This window comes from Rhizobium sp. UFLA01-1127 (assembly GCF_059803845.1).
In genome coordinates, this window is sequence record NZ_JAUQTZ010000052.1 from 13069 (window position 1) to 28083 (window position 15015).

At 59.9% G+C, this 15015-nt stretch carries 12 protein-coding genes; 4 read left to right on the forward strand and 8 right to left on the reverse strand.

What is annotated here, in order from left to right; genetic code table 11:
* The first annotated feature begins 121 nt into the window (after positions 1–121).
* Complete coding sequence (locus tag Q4Q11_RS15190) at positions 122–1381, forward strand: GGDEF domain-containing protein (RefSeq protein ID WP_498570005.1); 1260 nt, start codon at positions 122–124, stop codon at positions 1379–1381.
* Positions 1382–1438: 57 nt separating this feature from the next.
* On the opposite strand, the gene cysG is transcribed toward Q4Q11_RS15190, so the two are convergent.
* The 8 genes from cysG to Q4Q11_RS15230 form a co-directional block, all read right to left on the reverse strand.
* The gene (gene cysG / locus Q4Q11_RS15195; protein WP_498570006.1) at positions 1439–2938 is read right to left on the reverse strand and encodes a siroheme synthase CysG; all 1500 of its coding nucleotides are present in this window, start codon (positions 2936–2938) and stop codon (positions 1439–1441) included.
* The gene (locus tag Q4Q11_RS15200; RefSeq protein WP_498570007.1) at positions 2910–5567 is read right to left on the reverse strand and encodes a nitrate reductase; all 2658 of its coding nucleotides are present in this window, start codon (positions 5565–5567) and stop codon (positions 2910–2912) included. Before Q4Q11_RS15200 ends, cysG begins: the two co-directional genes overlap by 29 nt.
* Before the next feature lie 219 nt (positions 5568–5786).
* A complete protein-coding gene (gene nirD, locus Q4Q11_RS15205; protein ID WP_113216707.1) occupies positions 5787–6134 on the reverse strand; it encodes a nitrite reductase small subunit NirD in 348 nt (115 codons plus the stop codon).
* A 10-nt stretch (positions 6135–6144) separates the two neighbouring features.
* On the reverse strand, positions 6145–8595 hold the full coding sequence (gene nirB / locus Q4Q11_RS15210) for a nitrite reductase large subunit NirB (protein ID WP_498570008.1): 2451 nt from the start codon (positions 8593–8595) through the stop codon (positions 6145–6147).
* A 19-nt stretch (positions 8596–8614) separates the two neighbouring features.
* Positions 8615–9880: an MFS transporter gene (locus Q4Q11_RS15215; protein WP_498570009.1), complete on the reverse strand. Its 1266-nt coding sequence runs from the start codon at positions 9878–9880 to the stop codon at positions 8615–8617.
* A gap of 319 nt (positions 9881–10199) precedes the next feature.
* The gene (locus tag Q4Q11_RS15220) at positions 10200–11408 is read right to left on the reverse strand and encodes a CmpA/NrtA family ABC transporter substrate-binding protein (RefSeq protein ID WP_498570010.1); all 1209 of its coding nucleotides are present in this window, start codon (positions 11406–11408) and stop codon (positions 10200–10202) included.
* A complete protein-coding gene (locus Q4Q11_RS15225) occupies positions 11405–12022 on the reverse strand; it encodes an ANTAR domain-containing response regulator (protein ID WP_498570011.1) in 618 nt (205 codons plus the stop codon). Before Q4Q11_RS15225 ends, Q4Q11_RS15220 begins: the two co-directional genes overlap by 4 nt.
* 432 nt (positions 12023–12454) lie before the next feature.
* On the reverse strand, positions 12455–12814 hold the full coding sequence (locus tag Q4Q11_RS15230; protein WP_113216712.1) for an SPW repeat protein: 360 nt from the start codon (positions 12812–12814) through the stop codon (positions 12455–12457).
* Positions 12815–13313: 499 nt separating this feature from the next.
* Between Q4Q11_RS15230 and Q4Q11_RS15235 the strand changes: the two genes are divergently transcribed.
* From Q4Q11_RS15235 to Q4Q11_RS15245, 3 genes are read left to right on the forward strand one after another with little or no spacing between them, the layout of a single operon-like run.
* Positions 13314–13670, forward strand: a complete 357-nt coding sequence (locus Q4Q11_RS15235) for a metalloregulator ArsR/SmtB family transcription factor (RefSeq protein WP_113216713.1) — start codon at positions 13314–13316, stop codon at positions 13668–13670.
* Positions 13667–14197, forward strand: coding sequence for an arsenate reductase ArsC (locus Q4Q11_RS15240; RefSeq protein WP_498570012.1), 531 nt, complete (start codon positions 13667–13669; stop codon positions 14195–14197). Before Q4Q11_RS15235 ends, Q4Q11_RS15240 begins: the two co-directional genes overlap by 4 nt.
* Entirely contained in the window at positions 14197–14901 is a 705-nt protein-coding gene (locus Q4Q11_RS15245) for an MIP/aquaporin family protein (RefSeq protein ID WP_498570013.1), read from the forward strand. The genes Q4Q11_RS15240 and Q4Q11_RS15245 overlap by 1 nt, the downstream gene beginning before the upstream one ends.
* Positions 14902–15015 lie beyond the last annotated feature (114 nt).

Below are 15015 nucleotides of genomic sequence, written 5' to 3' on the forward strand. Positions count from 1 at the left end.
GGCACTTGCGATCGAGCAAGCGTAAAATTGTGATATCGACGGCAAGGAGACGCTAACAAACTGGCTGGTAGAATTGACTGTTCTATATTGTGAATGAAACATGCTCCTTTGGTGATTGGAGATGGAACTGCACAAGAACGAGATTCCGGTCAGCAAGCCGGATATTGATGTGAAAATCCAGCAGAACGCATCGACGTCCGCGCCTATAGGAGAGGTGGAACGGCTCCTTAACGGTCGTACCCGAGATATACGGCTGAAGGGTGAGCTTCGTCGCCTCTTTCGGGAGCGTTCCTGGCCGCGAACCGCCAAGATCATCCGCTCATGGATGATTTGGGTAACGTTCATAGACCTGCTTACGTTGGGACTGAACGCGATCCTGCTTCCGAGACCGGTCGCACTCTCCATGCTCGCGCCGGCTTGCATTTTACCTCCCGCGGCTTTGGGCGCGGCCTTTTTCTGGAGAAAACCAGGCCTGCCCAGGCTTCAGATAACCGTCCTCATTGCCGGCTTATTCTTCATCCTCCTCTCCGTTGCTCTGGTCGGCGTCACTGCCGGAGGCGAATTTTATGAGCGGCATTTGAACATCATGTTGTTCGTGGCGATTTCCGCGATCATTATCTTCGCCATCCCGCTGCCGGCGACGACGACCATTGCGGCGATGGCTCTGGGCCTTTATCTCTTCTTCCAGATCCATAATCCGAGCATCACCGTCGGAAGCGTGGAGGCGGCAACCTTGTTTTTTACTGCCGGCATCGTCGCGACAATAGTGTCACGGCGCACGATGACGATCCTCGCGCAAAAAGCCTTTCTTCTCGAGCTCCGGGACCAAAGCCGCGTAGCGGAACTGGCCGCGGCAAATGCACGCCTTGAGCTCCTGGCAAGAACCGATCCGCTCACCGGCATCGCCAACCGACGCTGGATGATGGAACTGCTCAATCGTCTTTGGGATGCAGGAGCCGAAACGGAAGGTATAGCCCTGTTGATGTGCGACATCGATCACTTCAAGGCGCTGAATGACAGCCTCGGTCATGGCGAGGGCGATCGCTGTCTCGTGAAGGTCGCTGGCATCATTCAGAGCAACTTGAGAGGAAGCCATGATCATGCGGCGCGCTACGGGGGCGAGGAATTTCTGGTCGTTCTTCCCGGTATCGCGGAAGAGGAAGCGATAGAGGTCGCCAGACAGATCCGGGAAAGCGTGGAGATCGCATCCCTTCCCAATCCCGCTTCACGGGTATCGTCCCATGTCACGGTCAGCATTGGTGTGAGCCACGTAGAAGATATCCAAAGTACCACGCCGGAACAGCTTCAAAGCCAGGCAGATCAGGCACTTTACCGCGCTAAGGAATCGGGCCGGAATCGTGTCGTGCCATATGGTCGCTGAGCGACTTCAAAACCATGTTGAGCACACGGCATGCCACGCTGAAGGCGTACGAATGCGTCAGCCGGATGCCATGACGAGACGATCGTCTCTTTCCTCGGTGATCCCATAGCTAACGGGATTTTGACGTGCCGCGAGCGCATTTCCGACTGCGATGAGTACCGGATTGTCGTAACCGACACTCGCGATCCCGCTCGGTATGCCGAAAAGCGTTCCGCGCCAATCGCGCTCCGTTGGCCTGCTGACATCACTGATGATGATCGCCGATGTCTCGGGCGACAAGCCTTCCTTGAGCAACCGTTCTGCAATCAACGGCGCCGTCCGGCCCGCCATGTAGAATACGGTCGTCGTATGCGGATCGGCAACGGCACCCCAATCGATGTCCGCGGGTAACCCACCGTGCCGGGAGTGTCCGGTCACGAAACGAACCGACTGCGCATGATCCCGATGTGTCAGGGAAATGCCGAGCCGGGACGCCATCGCGCTCGCCGCCGTTATTCCGGGAACGACATCGACGGGAATGTTTTGCCGGTCCAGGTGAGCGATCTCCTCGCCAGCCCGGCCAAAGATCATGGGATCGCCGGATTTCAGCCGAACAACATGCTTGCCAGCTTTTGCGAGCTTCACCATCATGTCGTTGATATCTTCCTGCCGGCAGCTCGTACGGCCCCCGCGCTTGCCGACCAGCATGCGTTTGGCTTCACGCCGGGCAAGCTCCAGGACCTCGGCCGAAACCAGATCGTCGAAGAGGATCACGTCGGCCGCCTGCAGGGCGCGGACAGCCTTCAGCGTCAGAAGCTCGGCATCGCCCGGACCCGCTCCGACAAGCGTGACGCGGCCACCGGACGAGTGGGCGGGCGCCTCTCGAAGCCGCTCGGCTTCCTTGAGAAGCTGCCCGCCGACGCCCTCCTCCGGCGTATCCAAGCTCGAAAACGCGCGATCGACGAAACGCTCCCAGAAGACGCGCCGTAGCGGTCCGGGCGCCAGCCGTTGATTAACTGCCTCACGCAAAGACTGCGCCAGAGCTGCCCAGCCTTTCAACGCCCGCGGCAGCAGCGTCTCGATCCGTCGGCGGATTGCCTGAGCGAGGATCGGGGCTGCTCCGTCGGTCGAAATCGACACCACGACCGGAGAACGATTGACGATCGAACCGAACTGGAACTGGCAGAAGGCGGGCTTGTCTATGACGTTGACCGGTACGCCAGCCTTGCGGGCAGCCTCGAAAAAAGCCAGCGCCTCGCCGTCTTCTTCGCAGTCGGCGATGGCGATGGCCGCACCTGCAAAGCTTGCTTCGTTCCATATCCGCGGGTGATGGGTAAAGCCAGCTTGCGGATGTTCGCCGCCGCGCAGGATCAGCTTTTCGAACGCATCGGAAAGTTCGCCTGCATAAATATGAACATCCGCACCGCAGGCGGCGAGAAGCTCCGCCTTCCAGGCCGCCGCATCGGAGCCGCCGGCGACGATCACGCGTTTGCCTTGAAGGTCCCAGAACACCGGCAGCTTGGCAAGCGGCTCCATCCGGGCCGGCACGTCACTCGGCGGCAGCTGCAAGACATCCATCGATGACCCCCTTGATCTCGGCGCGGCAGGAGCCGCAATTGGTTCCGGCATTGAGCTCCTTGCCGACGGCTTCGACGCTGTGGCAGCCGCTGCGAATAGCCGCGACGATCTGATTGATACCGACGCTGAAACAGGAACAGACCGTCGCGCCGGCATCGACCGTACCGGCGCCTGGTCTGCCGGCGATGAGCGCAAACCGTTTCCTGAGATTGCCGTGCGATGCCGAAAGCTGGGCGATCGCCCAGCTTCGCGCCACGGCAACCGGCTGGCGGGCGACGAAGAGGGCGGCAAGCAGCCGCTCGCCTTCGAAGAAGGCAAGGCGCAGGTCTCCGGAAGCCTGATCGGCATAGCCGAGCGGCTCAAGATCGGCCGGTATATCGAATGTCGCACGGCACCAGCCGATCCAGTCTTCCCGTGCCGTATCGAAGGCGAGTTCGGTCCGCCAGCCGCCATCGGCTTTGGCAAGCGCCCAATAGGGGCTATCGAGGTCGTGCGGCTTTGCCGCGGAGACGGCGAATCCATAATGCGACGCCTCGAAGCGGCGGGCACGGACTGCAACATTCTTCGAAGCGGGCTGACCGGAAATCGGATCCGTGACCGGTGCGACCACGGCGTCGATCCTGGCCTTGGCGGCAAAGCCGTCATTCCAATGCATCGGCACGAACAGGCTGCCGCGAGCCTGCCGCTCGGTCACCAGAGCGCGGACGATCACCTTGCCATACGGGCTTTCGATCTCGACCAGGCCGGCTTCCGCAACACCGATCTCGATCGCATCGCGCGGATGGATCTCGGCAAAGGGCTCGGCAATATGGGCCGACAGCCGCGCGCTCTTGCCGGTGCGCGTCATGGTATGCCAGTGATCGCGAACGCGTCCGGTATTGAGCGTGAGCGGAAAGCGGCTATCGGATCGATCGGTTGCCGGAGGCTCGATCGCGACAAAGCGCGCCTTGCGATCGGGATGATAGAACCCGCCATCCGCAAAGAAGCGCGTGACCTTCGGCATCGCTCCGGCAGGCTGCGGCCACTGGAAAGGTTGGAGTGCGTCGTACTCTTCCGGCACGATCGCTTCATGAGCGCCGATGTCGAAATCGCGGCTGCCCTCGTTTTCAAAGCCGGAGAGGCCCGCATGCTCGGCGAAGATATCTGCATTTGTGCGGAAGGCGAAGGCTTTGGAAAATCCCATGCGGCGGCCGACCTCGGCCATCTGCCACCAGTCGGGCCTCGCTTCGCCCGGTACTGCCAGAAACTGTCGCTGCCTGGAGATCCGCCGTTCGGAATTGGTAACGGTTCCGTCCTTTTCGCCCCAGCCGAGCGAGGGCAGCAGCACATGCGCGTGCCGCACCGTATCCGTCTCGCGCAGAACATCGGAGACGACGACGAAGGGGCAGGACTTGATGGCCGCCTCGACGGCATCGGCGTCCGGCATCGAGACAACCGGGTTGGTCGCCATGATCCACAGCGCCTTGATACGGCCGTCGGCGACGGCGCGAAACATATCGACCGCTTTCAATCCCGGCCTTTCGGCGATCCCTGGCGACTGCCAGAAGCGCTGCACCCGGTCGCGATCCCAAGCGTTCTCGACCGCCATGTGAGCCGCAAGCATATTGGCGAGGCCGCCGACCTCGCGGCCGCCCATCGCGTTCGGCTGACCGGTCAGCGAGAGCGGCCCCATGCCCGGCCGGCCGATCCGGCCGGTCGCGAGATGGCAATTGAGGATCGCATTGACCTTGTCCGTGCCGGATGAGGATTGATTGACGCCCTGGCTGTAGCAGGTGACGACCTTCTCGGTTTGGGCAAACAGCCGGTAGAACTCGCGAAGCTGCATGGCAGGCAGGCCGGTCAAATCGAGCACGTCGTTGGACGATAGGGAACTGGCGGCGGCGAAAGCTTCGGCGAAACCGCCGGTATGTTCGGCAATGTAATTCTGGTCGATCGTATTGTTGGCGATCAGATGTTCGAAAAGGCCCAGGAAAAGGGCGACGTCACCGTCCGGCCGGATCGCCAGATGCAGATCGGCGATATCGCAGGTCATGGTCCGGCGTGGATCGATGACGACGATCTTCATCGACGGCCGAGCCGCCTTCGCCGCCGCCAGCCGCTGATGGATGACCGGATGGCACCAGGCGAGATTGGAGCCCGTGAGGACGACAAGGTCGGCAAGCTCGATATCCTCGTAGGTGCCCGGCACCGTGTCCGAGCCGAAGGCACGGCGGTGGCCGGCGACCGAGGATGACATGCAGAGCCTGGAATTGGTGTCGATATTGCCAGAGCCGATGAAGCCCTTCATCAGCTTGTTGGCGACGTAATAGTCCTCCGTCAGCATCTGGCCGGAGACGTAGAAGGCAACCGAATCGGGTCCGTGCTCGGCGATCGTCTCACTGAAGCGTTGCGCGACCAGATTAAGCGCGTCGTCCCAGCTTGCCCTTTGGCCGGCAATTTCCGGATGGAGCAGGCGGCCATCGAGATCGATCGTCTCGGCAAGTGCCGATCCCTTCGAGCATAGCCGCCCGAAGTTGGAGGGGTGGTCGGGATCGCCTTTGACGGAGACCTTGTCGTCATCATCGACCCTGGCGATGACGCCGCAGCCGACGCCGCAATATGGACAGGTGGTCTTGGTTTCAATGGACATGGAGCATATCCACGAATCTTGGGGCTCGGGAGAGTACCCCCCTCTGTCCCTGTGGGACATCTCCTCCACAAGGGGGGAGATCATATGGTGCCGCCATCACCGGCTTCGTTGTCTTGGCTCGATGAAGGTGGCTTCTCGCTCCGGTCGATCTCCCCCCTTGTGGGGGAGATGTCAGCGAAGCTGACAGAGGGGGGTGATTTCTCCCGCGCTCGATCATCTTCACTCCGCCGCCATCATCAGGCTTTCGAGCGCGATGAAGAGCGCGCCGTTCTCGTTGCGGACAGGGATGGTCCGCACCTCACCCTGGTCGGCGCCGAGGGCCTTGCCGGTTTCGAGCGAGATCACCCAGTTGTGCAGCGGGCACGTCACGGCTTTCCCGTGAACGATACCCTCAGAGAGCGGGCCGCCCTTATGCGGGCAATGATCCTCGATGGCGAAGACCTCGTTTTCAGCCGTACGAAACACGGCGATCTTGCCCTGCGGGGTTTTCACGCAGCGCGCGCCGCGCAGGGGAATGTCCGAGATATCGCCGATTGCATGCCAGGTTTCCTGTGACCAGGTCGTCATATGCGTCTCCTTACTCGGCTGCCTGCGGGAAGCCGACGGTCGCCATCGGCTTGAACTCATGCTTGTCCTTGCCGGAGACACGCTCCGACCAGGGATCGACCTGCGCGAACTTCTGGCTGAAAACGAAGCGTTCGTAATAGGCCTTCCGCTTCTCGTGATCCTGCATGATCTGGCGGCGGATTTCGTCGAGGCCGACACGCTTGGCCCATTTATAGATGCGCTCGAGATAGCGGGCCTGTTCGCGGTACATCTGCGTCAGCGCCACGATGTGATCGAGTGCCTCGTCCTCGGTCTTGACGAGGCCCAGAACCTCCGTGCCCTTGATGTCGAGACCGGCGGCACCGGCAAAATGGATTTCGAAGCCTGAGTCGACGCAGACGACACCGATGTCCTTGCAGGTCGCCTCGGCGCAATTTCGCGGACAGCCTGAGACCGCCATCTTGAGCTTTGCCGGTGTCCAGGAGCCCCACATGAATTTCTCGATGCGGATGCCAAGCCCGGTGGAATCCTGCGTGCCGAAGCGGCACCAGTCGGAGCCGACGCATGTCTTCACCGTGCGCAGGCCCTTGGCATAGGCCTGCCCTGAGATGAAGCCGGCCTTGCCGAGATCGGCCCAAACGGCTGGCAGATCCTCCTTCTGCACACCGAGCAGATCGATGCGCTGGCCGCCCGTCACCTTCACCATCGGGATTTCGAACTTGTCGACGACATCGGCAATAGCGCGCAGCTCGTTCGAACTCGTGACGCCGCCCCACATGCGCGGCACGACGGAATAGGTGCCGTCCTTCTGGATGTTGGCATGCACGCGTTCATTGATGAAGCGCGATTGGTAGTCATCGGCATACTCATCCGGCCAGTCGCAGACGAGGTAGTAATTCAGCGCCGGACGGCACTTGGCGCAGCCGCAGGAGGTCTTCCATTCAAGTTCCTGCATAACGGCAGGAATGGTCTTCAAGCCCTTGGCTTTTATCAATCTTCTGACGTCGTCGTGGCCAAGCTCGGTGCAGCTGCACATCGGCTGGACGGCGGCCGGATTGTAACGGTCGCCGAGCGTGATCGACATCAGCTGCTCGACAAGGCCGGTGCAGGAGCCGCAGGAGGCCGACGCCTTCGTGTGGGCGCGCACATCGTCGAGCGATGTCAGGCCCTTGGCCGATATGGTTGACGTGATCTTGCCCTTACAGACGCCGTTGCAGCCGCAGATTTCCGCATCATCCGGCAAGGCTGCAACGGCCGCCATAGGGTCCAGCGGCGACCCTCCCTGATAGGCCTGGCCGAAGATGAGCGTTTCGCGCATCTCAGAGATATCTGTCGCCTTCTTCTTCAGGTCGTTGAACCAGGCGCCGTCGGCCGTTTCGCCGTAAAGCACGGTGCCGATGATCTTGTTGTCCTTCAGCACGAGGCGCTTGTAGACGCCGGCTGCGGCGTCGCGCAGGACGATTTCCTCGCGGTCGTCGCCATCGGCGAAGTCGCCGAGCGAAAACAGATCGATGCCGGTGACTTTCAGCTTCGTCGGCGTGTCCGAGTGCACGAAGGCGGCACTCGTGTCGCCTGCAAGATGCGAGGCGGCGACCCGCGCCATCTCGTAAAGGGGCGCGACGAGGCCATAGACCATGCCACCGACCTCGGCGCATTCGCCGAGCGCCATGATCGAGCCGTCCGAGGTCTGCATGCCGTCATCGACGACGATGCCGCGGTTGACAGCGATGCCCGCCTCCTTGGCAAGGCCGACACTGGGACGGATCCCGACGGCCATGACCACGAGCGTGGCCGGGATCACGCGCCCGTCCTCCAGTTCGATCCCCTCGACCTTGCCGTCACCGACGATCGCTTTGGTATTGGCCTTGGTGATGACCTTGATGCCGCGCTCCTCGACGGCCTTTTGCAGGAGATAGCCGGCAGCCGGATCGAGCTGGCGTTCCATCAGCGTCGGCATGACGTGGAGAACGGTCACATCCATGCCGCGGGAGGCAAGGCCAGCTGCCGCTTCGAGACCCAGCAGACCGCCGCCGATGACGACGGCCTTTTCGCGCGACTGGGCGGCAAGCAGCATCGCCTGCACATCGTCGAGGTCGCGATAGGTGATGACACCCCGCAGCTCCTTGCCGGGAACCGGAATGATGAAGGGAACGGAACCGGTTGCGATCACCAGCTTGTCGTAACTCTCGGTCACACCGTGATCGGAGGTTATGGTCTTTGCCGCCCGGTCGATCGCGACGATCTTGTGCCCCTTATAGAGCGTGATGCCGTGCTTGATGTACCAGCCGTCGCCGTGGATGATGATCTGCTCGTAGTCCTTCTCGCCGGAGAGAACCGGCGACAGCATGATGCGGTCGTAATTGACGCGCGGCTCGGCGTTGAAGATCGTGACCTCATAGAGATCAGGCGCCTTTTCCAGAAGATGCTCCAGCATGCGCCCTGGCGCCATGCCGTTGCCGATGATGACCAGTTTCTGAGGCATAATTCCAAGTCCTTGATAGTTAGCTGGCGGTCACGACGGACGCGGAAAGCCCGCCCCGTTCAAGTCGCCGAATAGACAGGTGCATCCAGATGAGTGAGATTGCGACGATCGCAAACAGAAGCAGGAAGCAGCTCGACCAAAGCCCGGTCAGATCCTTGAGCACGCCGAAGGCGATGGGCAGGATGAAACCGCCAAGTCCACCCATCATGCCGACGATGCCGCCGACTGCGCCGATGCTTTGCGGATAATAGGCAGGGATATGCTTGTAGACGGCCGCCTTGCCGAGGCTCATGAAGAAGCCGAGAACGAAGATGGCGACGATGAAGATTGGAGGCGTCACTCCGAAGGCGGAGCCGGATGCAGGCGCAGCCGGCAACGAAAGGATCAGCGTCGCAACCGCCGACACTGCCAGCATGACGTACATGACGCTCCGCGCGCCTCTTTTATCGGAAAGCATCCCTCCGAAAGCCCGGAAAATACTGCCGGGGATCGAGTAGGCGGCAGCTACCATGCCGGCGACTTCGAGGTTGAAGCCATAGACGCCGACCAGATAGCGCGGCAGCCAGAGCGACAGGGCGACGAAGCCGCCGAAGGCGAAGAAATAGTAGAGCGAGAAGCGCCAGACCTGAACGTTTTTCAGCGGCGCGAATTCCTGCAGCAGGCTCTTGGAGGCGATGCCGCGTGCGCGGCGGGCCTGGAAGGCTGGATCGTCTGTCGTGGTGAACCAGAAGACAAGCGCCATGACTGCCAGCACCAGCGCCCAGATCTCGGCCACCGCCTGCCATCCCCATGCGATCAGCACGAAGGGGGCGGCAAATTTGGTGACTGCCGCACCGACATTGCCGGCGCCGAAAATGCCGAGTGCCGTTCCCTGCTTCTCCGGCGGAAAGAATGGTGAAACATAGGCGACGCCCACCGCGAAGGAACCGCCGGCAAGACCGACGCCGAGACCGGCGATGAGCATTTCCGCGTAGGTCGTCGCATAGGACAACAGAAAGGTTGCGAGCGCCGCGGCCAGCATGGTCAGCGTATAGACCAGGCGACCGCCATAGCGGCTCGTCCAAATCCCGAGCACGATGCGGACGATCGATCCGGTAAGAACCGGCGTGCCGACAAGCAATCCGAACTCGGCTTCGGAAAGGCCGAGCTCCTGTTTAATCCGAATGCCAATGATCGCAAAGATCGTCCAGACGGCGAAACAGAGCGTGAAAGCAGTCGTGGAAATCCACAATGCTTTGGCTGGCTCGCCGGCGGGTAGGGATTGCGCTCTCTCGTGAACAGACATGACTTCTCCGAGGCCCGACAAAGGTCGTGCCGATCCATCGCTAGGGTTGAAAACAAAATGCCGCTGGTCAGGGCGCGCATACGTCGATGTAGCGCGAGGTCTCCTGATCAGCGGCTTTGCTGAAGGCGTCCGTCGTTAGACGCCAAATTCGTGGCCTAAGGCCTGCTGTTTACCAAGCAAGCACCGTGCCAGATTATGTATCACTTTGTTTTAAAACGATTATGTGGGGAATTCGCAGGCCGATAGGTTGGTGCGCCGCCGAAACCGACCGCAACAGGTCTGTCAAAAATTGTGCAATGCGCACAAAATAGGCACAACGCTATGGCTTTTCCTGAGCCGCGATGTAGGCATCCACCTCATCGGGATCGAACAGGTTTCCATCGAAAAAGCCATCGGGACCTAAAGTCAAAGCTCCGCTGGAGCCGACGGGCGTTTCTGCAAGCAGAGCTCCCTCCACTTTCGAACTGGCGGATGGCATCGCGACGTTCAATTCCCGCAAGGCATTTCGGTAGAGATCGGGCCGGTATGTATCGCCAGCGATCCGCTGATGGTGGTCGCTATGCACGATATGCCGCCATCGCACCATCTGCGTGTAGAACCAGAGGGCATGGCTTTTCCACGGAAAGGTCGCTGCCTTGGCATACGGAACGAAGAAGTCTTGCACACTTCGCAATTCGCCATTCCCCACGGGCAGGACGCCGCTCAGCGCCGGCAGCAGATACTCGACCGGCCGGCCCACATAGGCGGGCTTTGCCAAAAGCCATGCCAGCTCGCTATGATTTTCGGGGCGGGAACACCAGAGCGATGCCCCATGGAGCGCCTTCAAGAGGGCCGCCAAGGCGTCTGGATTTGCGTCAGCCCATCCGGCATGAACACCCAGCACTTTTTCGGGACTAGACTTCCAGATCGCTGCTTTGACTGTTGCAAGACGGCCGCCGCGATCCAGAACACCGAATGTGTTCCATGGTTCGCCCGCGCAATAGCCATCGATCGTCCCGGATAGGAGCGCGTCGCCCATGTCGGGCGGCGGCAAGACCATGATCTCGACATCCCGATCGGGGTCGATGCCGTTCGCCGACAGCCAATAACGCAGTTCGTAGTTGTGACCGGAATAGGGATGCACCACGGCGAAACGGAGCTTGTTGCTGCGACGACGGATCACGTCTCGCAGGGCAGTTCCGCTTTCCCGTGCGTCAAGATTGCTGGCGACGCCGTGCTCAGCCATATCGCGCCAAAGGTCCTCGGCGACCGTCACGGCATTTCCACCAAGACCAAGCGCCATCGGCACGATCATCTGAAGCCGCGGCGCCATGAGCCCGAGATTGCAGGCGATCGGCAAAGGGGCAAGAATGTGGGCGACATCGAACTGACTGACCGCCAGCCGGTCGCGAATAGTCGCCCATGAGCGTTCACGAACAAGATTGAGATTAACCGCCGCCGCCTCTGCGAAGCCTTTCTCCTTGGCGACGACAAGCAGCGCGCTGTCCAGAAGCGGCACAAAACCGGCGGTGACTTCATATGTCGTCATTCGTCGGCTCCGGGATCGAAAAGGCTGGCGGCGGTAACCAGGCTTTGCGCGATTTCCTCGATTTTCCGGTTCTCATTCATCGCTGCCCGCCGCAGCCGCGAATATGCCTCCTCTTCCGATACTCCGCGCGAACGCATCAGCAGGTGTTTTGCCCGGTCGATCACCTTGCGACTTTCAAGCTGGCCGCGCGCTTCTTCAAGTTCACGATTTAGCCGCGAGAATGCATTGAAGCGGCTGATCGCCATTTTCAGGATCGGTCGCACGCGCTCCTGTTTGAGGCCGTTGACGACATAGGCGGAGACACCAGCCTCCACGGCGGCCTCTATGGATGCCTCGTCCGATTTGTCGACAAACATTGCGATCGGCCGCTTAACCGCTCGCGAGATCTGGAAGAAGCTTTCCAGCATGTCGCGATTTGGATTCTCGATATCTATGACAATGACATCCGGATTGATTTCCATGATCCGCCTTGCAAGGCCGTTCATGTCATGAATAATCGTGACGTTATCGTAGCCTGCTTCGCGCAGACCCAACTCGATAATCGATGCCCGAATGCTATTTTCGTCAATGACAAGCACATTAAGTTTGTTGGAAGCAGTCGTACGGTTTGCCACGGACTTATCGCGGGCCTTTGTCGTTCAGCATATCCGAGCATGCTGCCAACGGCGATCTTGAAGCAAATACCATGCGCCTTCCCACTTGCTGTGGCCCCTATGCTCTTTCCTGCGGCTATTGAATGCGAAAACATCGCCCAAAAATCAAGCGATCCTCTCACGAATAAGACAAGCCTCAAAGCATCACGACATAGCTGATGTCTGTGGACTAAAAATCTTCATTGCATCGGCATTCACTGAATTCTCGTGAGAAGCTCGCCCCTTCATGGGAATCGCGCACAGGTCATCGCCCTTGAAGCGGCGGCGCGAAACAAGACGGTGCGGGCGCCATGCGCATAACTCCGTCCGGATATGGAGTTGCAGGTATTGCCAGGGCATGATGCCGAAACCGTAAGCGGTCTTCGAACGGCATCATGCCCTACTTCTTTGATTTCAAGCGTGGGCGTGTGGATGATGAACGTCCCAGACTGCCCAAAGCGACACCGCGAAAATGAGCGCTCCAAGGACAACGTTTGTCCCTACTGCGTTCATGTTAGTGGTAAAACCCAGCAGCCAGGGCGATGCGATCGACCACAGACCCAGCGCCATATTTACCCATTCCTCCCATTCGGCGAATACCGAAAGGGCCGCGACCGATAGAACTCCCAACATGGCGGCAACGATCCAGGCGTTCCAGCTTGGCATTGTCTCATTTGTGAAGCCAAAGACCCACGGAGATACGAACAGACATGCCGCAAGGACCAAATTCGCCCAATCCTGCGTCCGTTTTCCTTTCATCAGAACGATTGCCATGACAATCTCCTCCTCATGCGAAGCCGGATTCGCGGCTTCATCCCGCGTAAAATTTACGCCTAATATAAAAGTAATTTCAATCGGATTAAATTCAAGATAGTGCGGATATTCTTAAATGCGCATGCCAGATATTTACCGAGGGATGAGTGCACTTCATCAACGACGGTGCCGAAACATGGCAATGAGCGGCGCAACCATCTTACAGGCTCGAACGCGCGCCCTGATGGAATGATTGGGCATCGTTGCGACCAAATAGTCGTTTGCCACGCATTGATGAGAAGCGCCTCGTAGACCAGCCCGATAAGTTCACGCCGCAAGCCCGAACGTTCCAAGTTGCGCGTCGAATGACAGTTTCCGCGCTGATGCCGAGGCAGCATGGCCCAGGATCAACTGCACCGGACTTGGTGGCAATGATAATGATTGGCTTGCGCATTTTGCAGTTGCCAGCGGCATTCATTTGCATTAGCCATTACTTCAATAATTCAAGGATTATTGAAATATGAATCGACGTCAAGCCCTGATCGCATTCGGTGCGCTTTCCCAGGAGACCCGTCTGCACATCATCCGCATGCTCGTGGTCGCCGGCCCTGATGGCATGGCAGCCGGTGCAATCGCGGAAAAGGCCGAGGTGTCGCCGTCGAACATCTCCTTCCATCTGAAGGAGTTGGAACGGTCCGGCCTGATCGCGCAGCAGCGGGAATCCCGCTCAATCATCTACACCGCAAACTATGACGCGCTCGGGGGCCTTGTCCGCTTCCTGATGGAAGACTGCTGCTCAGGGCACCCGGAGATCTGCGCACCGGCCGCAAAGATCGCAGCCTGCTGCGCCCCTAAAACGGAGGAGAAACTGCAATGACCACCGACCGCGTCTACAACGTCCTCTTTCTCTGTACGGGCAATTCCGCCCGCTCGATCCTTGCAGAGTCGATCCTGAACGCGGAAGGCAAAGGCCGCTTCAAGGCATTCTCGGCCGGCAGCCAGCCCAAGGGTGAGGTCAACCCGCATGCTCTGAAGGAGCTGGAAGCGCTCGGCTATCCGTCTGAGGGCTTCCGCTCGAAGAGCTGGGACGAGTTCGCCGAACCCGGCGCTCCGAAAATGGACGTCATCTTCACGGTCTGCGACAGCGCCGCCGGCGAGGCCTGCCCGGTGTGGATCGGTCATCCGATGACCGCTCACTGGGGCATCGAAGATCCCGCGGCCGTCGAAGGCAGCGAAGTCGAGAAAGCCCGCGCCTTTGCGCAAGCCGTCCGCTTCCTTAAGAACCGCATTATGTCCTTTATCAGCTTGCCGCTCGCCTCGCTCGACAGGCTCGCGCTGGAGACGCATCTGCGCCAGATCGGCGCCATGGAAGGCGCCAGCATCAAGCAGCCGAAGGCAAGCTGATGGGTGGATTCGATCTGCCACGGCGGCTGGTTGCCGAAGGCCTCGGGACCGCAATGCTGGTCGCGACGGTAGTCGGTTCGGGCATCATGGCAACATCACTGACGCAGGACGTTGGCCTGGCATTACTCGGTAACACGCTGGCAACCGGCGCGATCCTGGTGGTGCTGATCACCATCCTCGGACCGATCTCGGGAGCCCACTTCAACCCTGCCGTCTCGTTGATCTTCGCGATCTCCCGTACATTGCCGAGGAGCGATCTCACCGCATATGTGCTGGCGCAGATTGTCGGCGGCGTGATTGGCACGATCGCCGCACACCTGATGTTCGGCCTGCCGCTCATCGAACTGTCGAGCAAGGTCAGGACAGGCGGCGCCCAATGGTTCTCCGAGGGCATAGCAACATTCGGGCTGCTGGCGGTGATCCTCGCCGGTATCAAGTTCGAGCGGAAGGCTGTGCCGTGGTTGGTCGGGCTCTACATCACCGCCGCCTATTGGTTTACCGCCTCGACATCCTTCGCCAATCCAGCCGTCGCGCTCGCTCGGTCGCTGACAGGCACTTTCTCAGGCATCCGCCCGATCGATCTGCCGGGCTTCTGGATTGCTGAGATTGCCGGAGCGGTCGTTGCGCTCATCCTGTTCACCTGGCTCCTGCGGTCACCCGCCTCATCAACAGTCTCGATCGGGCGGCCTTTCGACAAACCTTAACACTTCCGCGCCGCTGCAATTCAATTTCAAAAACGCATGACAACTTTTTCCTGCCTATCCAGCTCGCCTTATTTCCTATCTGTCTGGCGACAGCGAGATCCGCTCAAGCGTCAA

Coding starts and splice junctions, on each gene's coding strand:
- Q4Q11_RS15190 (WP_498570005.1), top strand. CDS start 122: ATGGAACTGCACAAGAACGAGATTCCGGTCAGCAAGCCGGATATTGAT.
- Q4Q11_RS15200 (WP_498570007.1), bottom strand. CDS start 5,567: ATGTCCATTGAAACCAAGACCACCTGTCCATATTGCGGCGTCGGCTGC.
- nirB (WP_498570008.1), bottom strand. CDS start 8,595: ATGCCTCAGAAACTGGTCATCATCGGCAACGGCATGGCGCCAGGGCGC.
- nirD (WP_113216707.1), bottom strand. CDS start 6,134: ATGACGACCTGGTCACAGGAAACCTGGCATGCAATCGGCGATATCTCG.
- Q4Q11_RS15220 (WP_498570010.1), bottom strand. CDS start 11,408: ATGACGACATATGAAGTCACCGCCGGTTTTGTGCCGCTTCTGGACAGC.
- Q4Q11_RS15235 (WP_113216713.1), top strand. CDS start 13,314: ATGAATCGACGTCAAGCCCTGATCGCATTCGGTGCGCTTTCCCAGGAG.
- Q4Q11_RS15215 (WP_498570009.1), bottom strand. CDS start 9,880: ATGTCTGTTCACGAGAGAGCGCAATCCCTACCCGCCGGCGAGCCAGCC.
- Q4Q11_RS15230 (WP_113216712.1), bottom strand. CDS start 12,814: ATGGCAATCGTTCTGATGAAAGGAAAACGGACGCAGGATTGGGCGAAT.
- Q4Q11_RS15245 (WP_498570013.1), top strand. CDS start 14,197: ATGGGTGGATTCGATCTGCCACGGCGGCTGGTTGCCGAAGGCCTCGGG.
- Q4Q11_RS15240 (WP_498570012.1), top strand. CDS start 13,667: ATGACCACCGACCGCGTCTACAACGTCCTCTTTCTCTGTACGGGCAAT.
- cysG (WP_498570006.1), bottom strand. CDS start 2,938: ATGGATGTCTTGCAGCTGCCGCCGAGTGACGTGCCGGCCCGGATGGAG.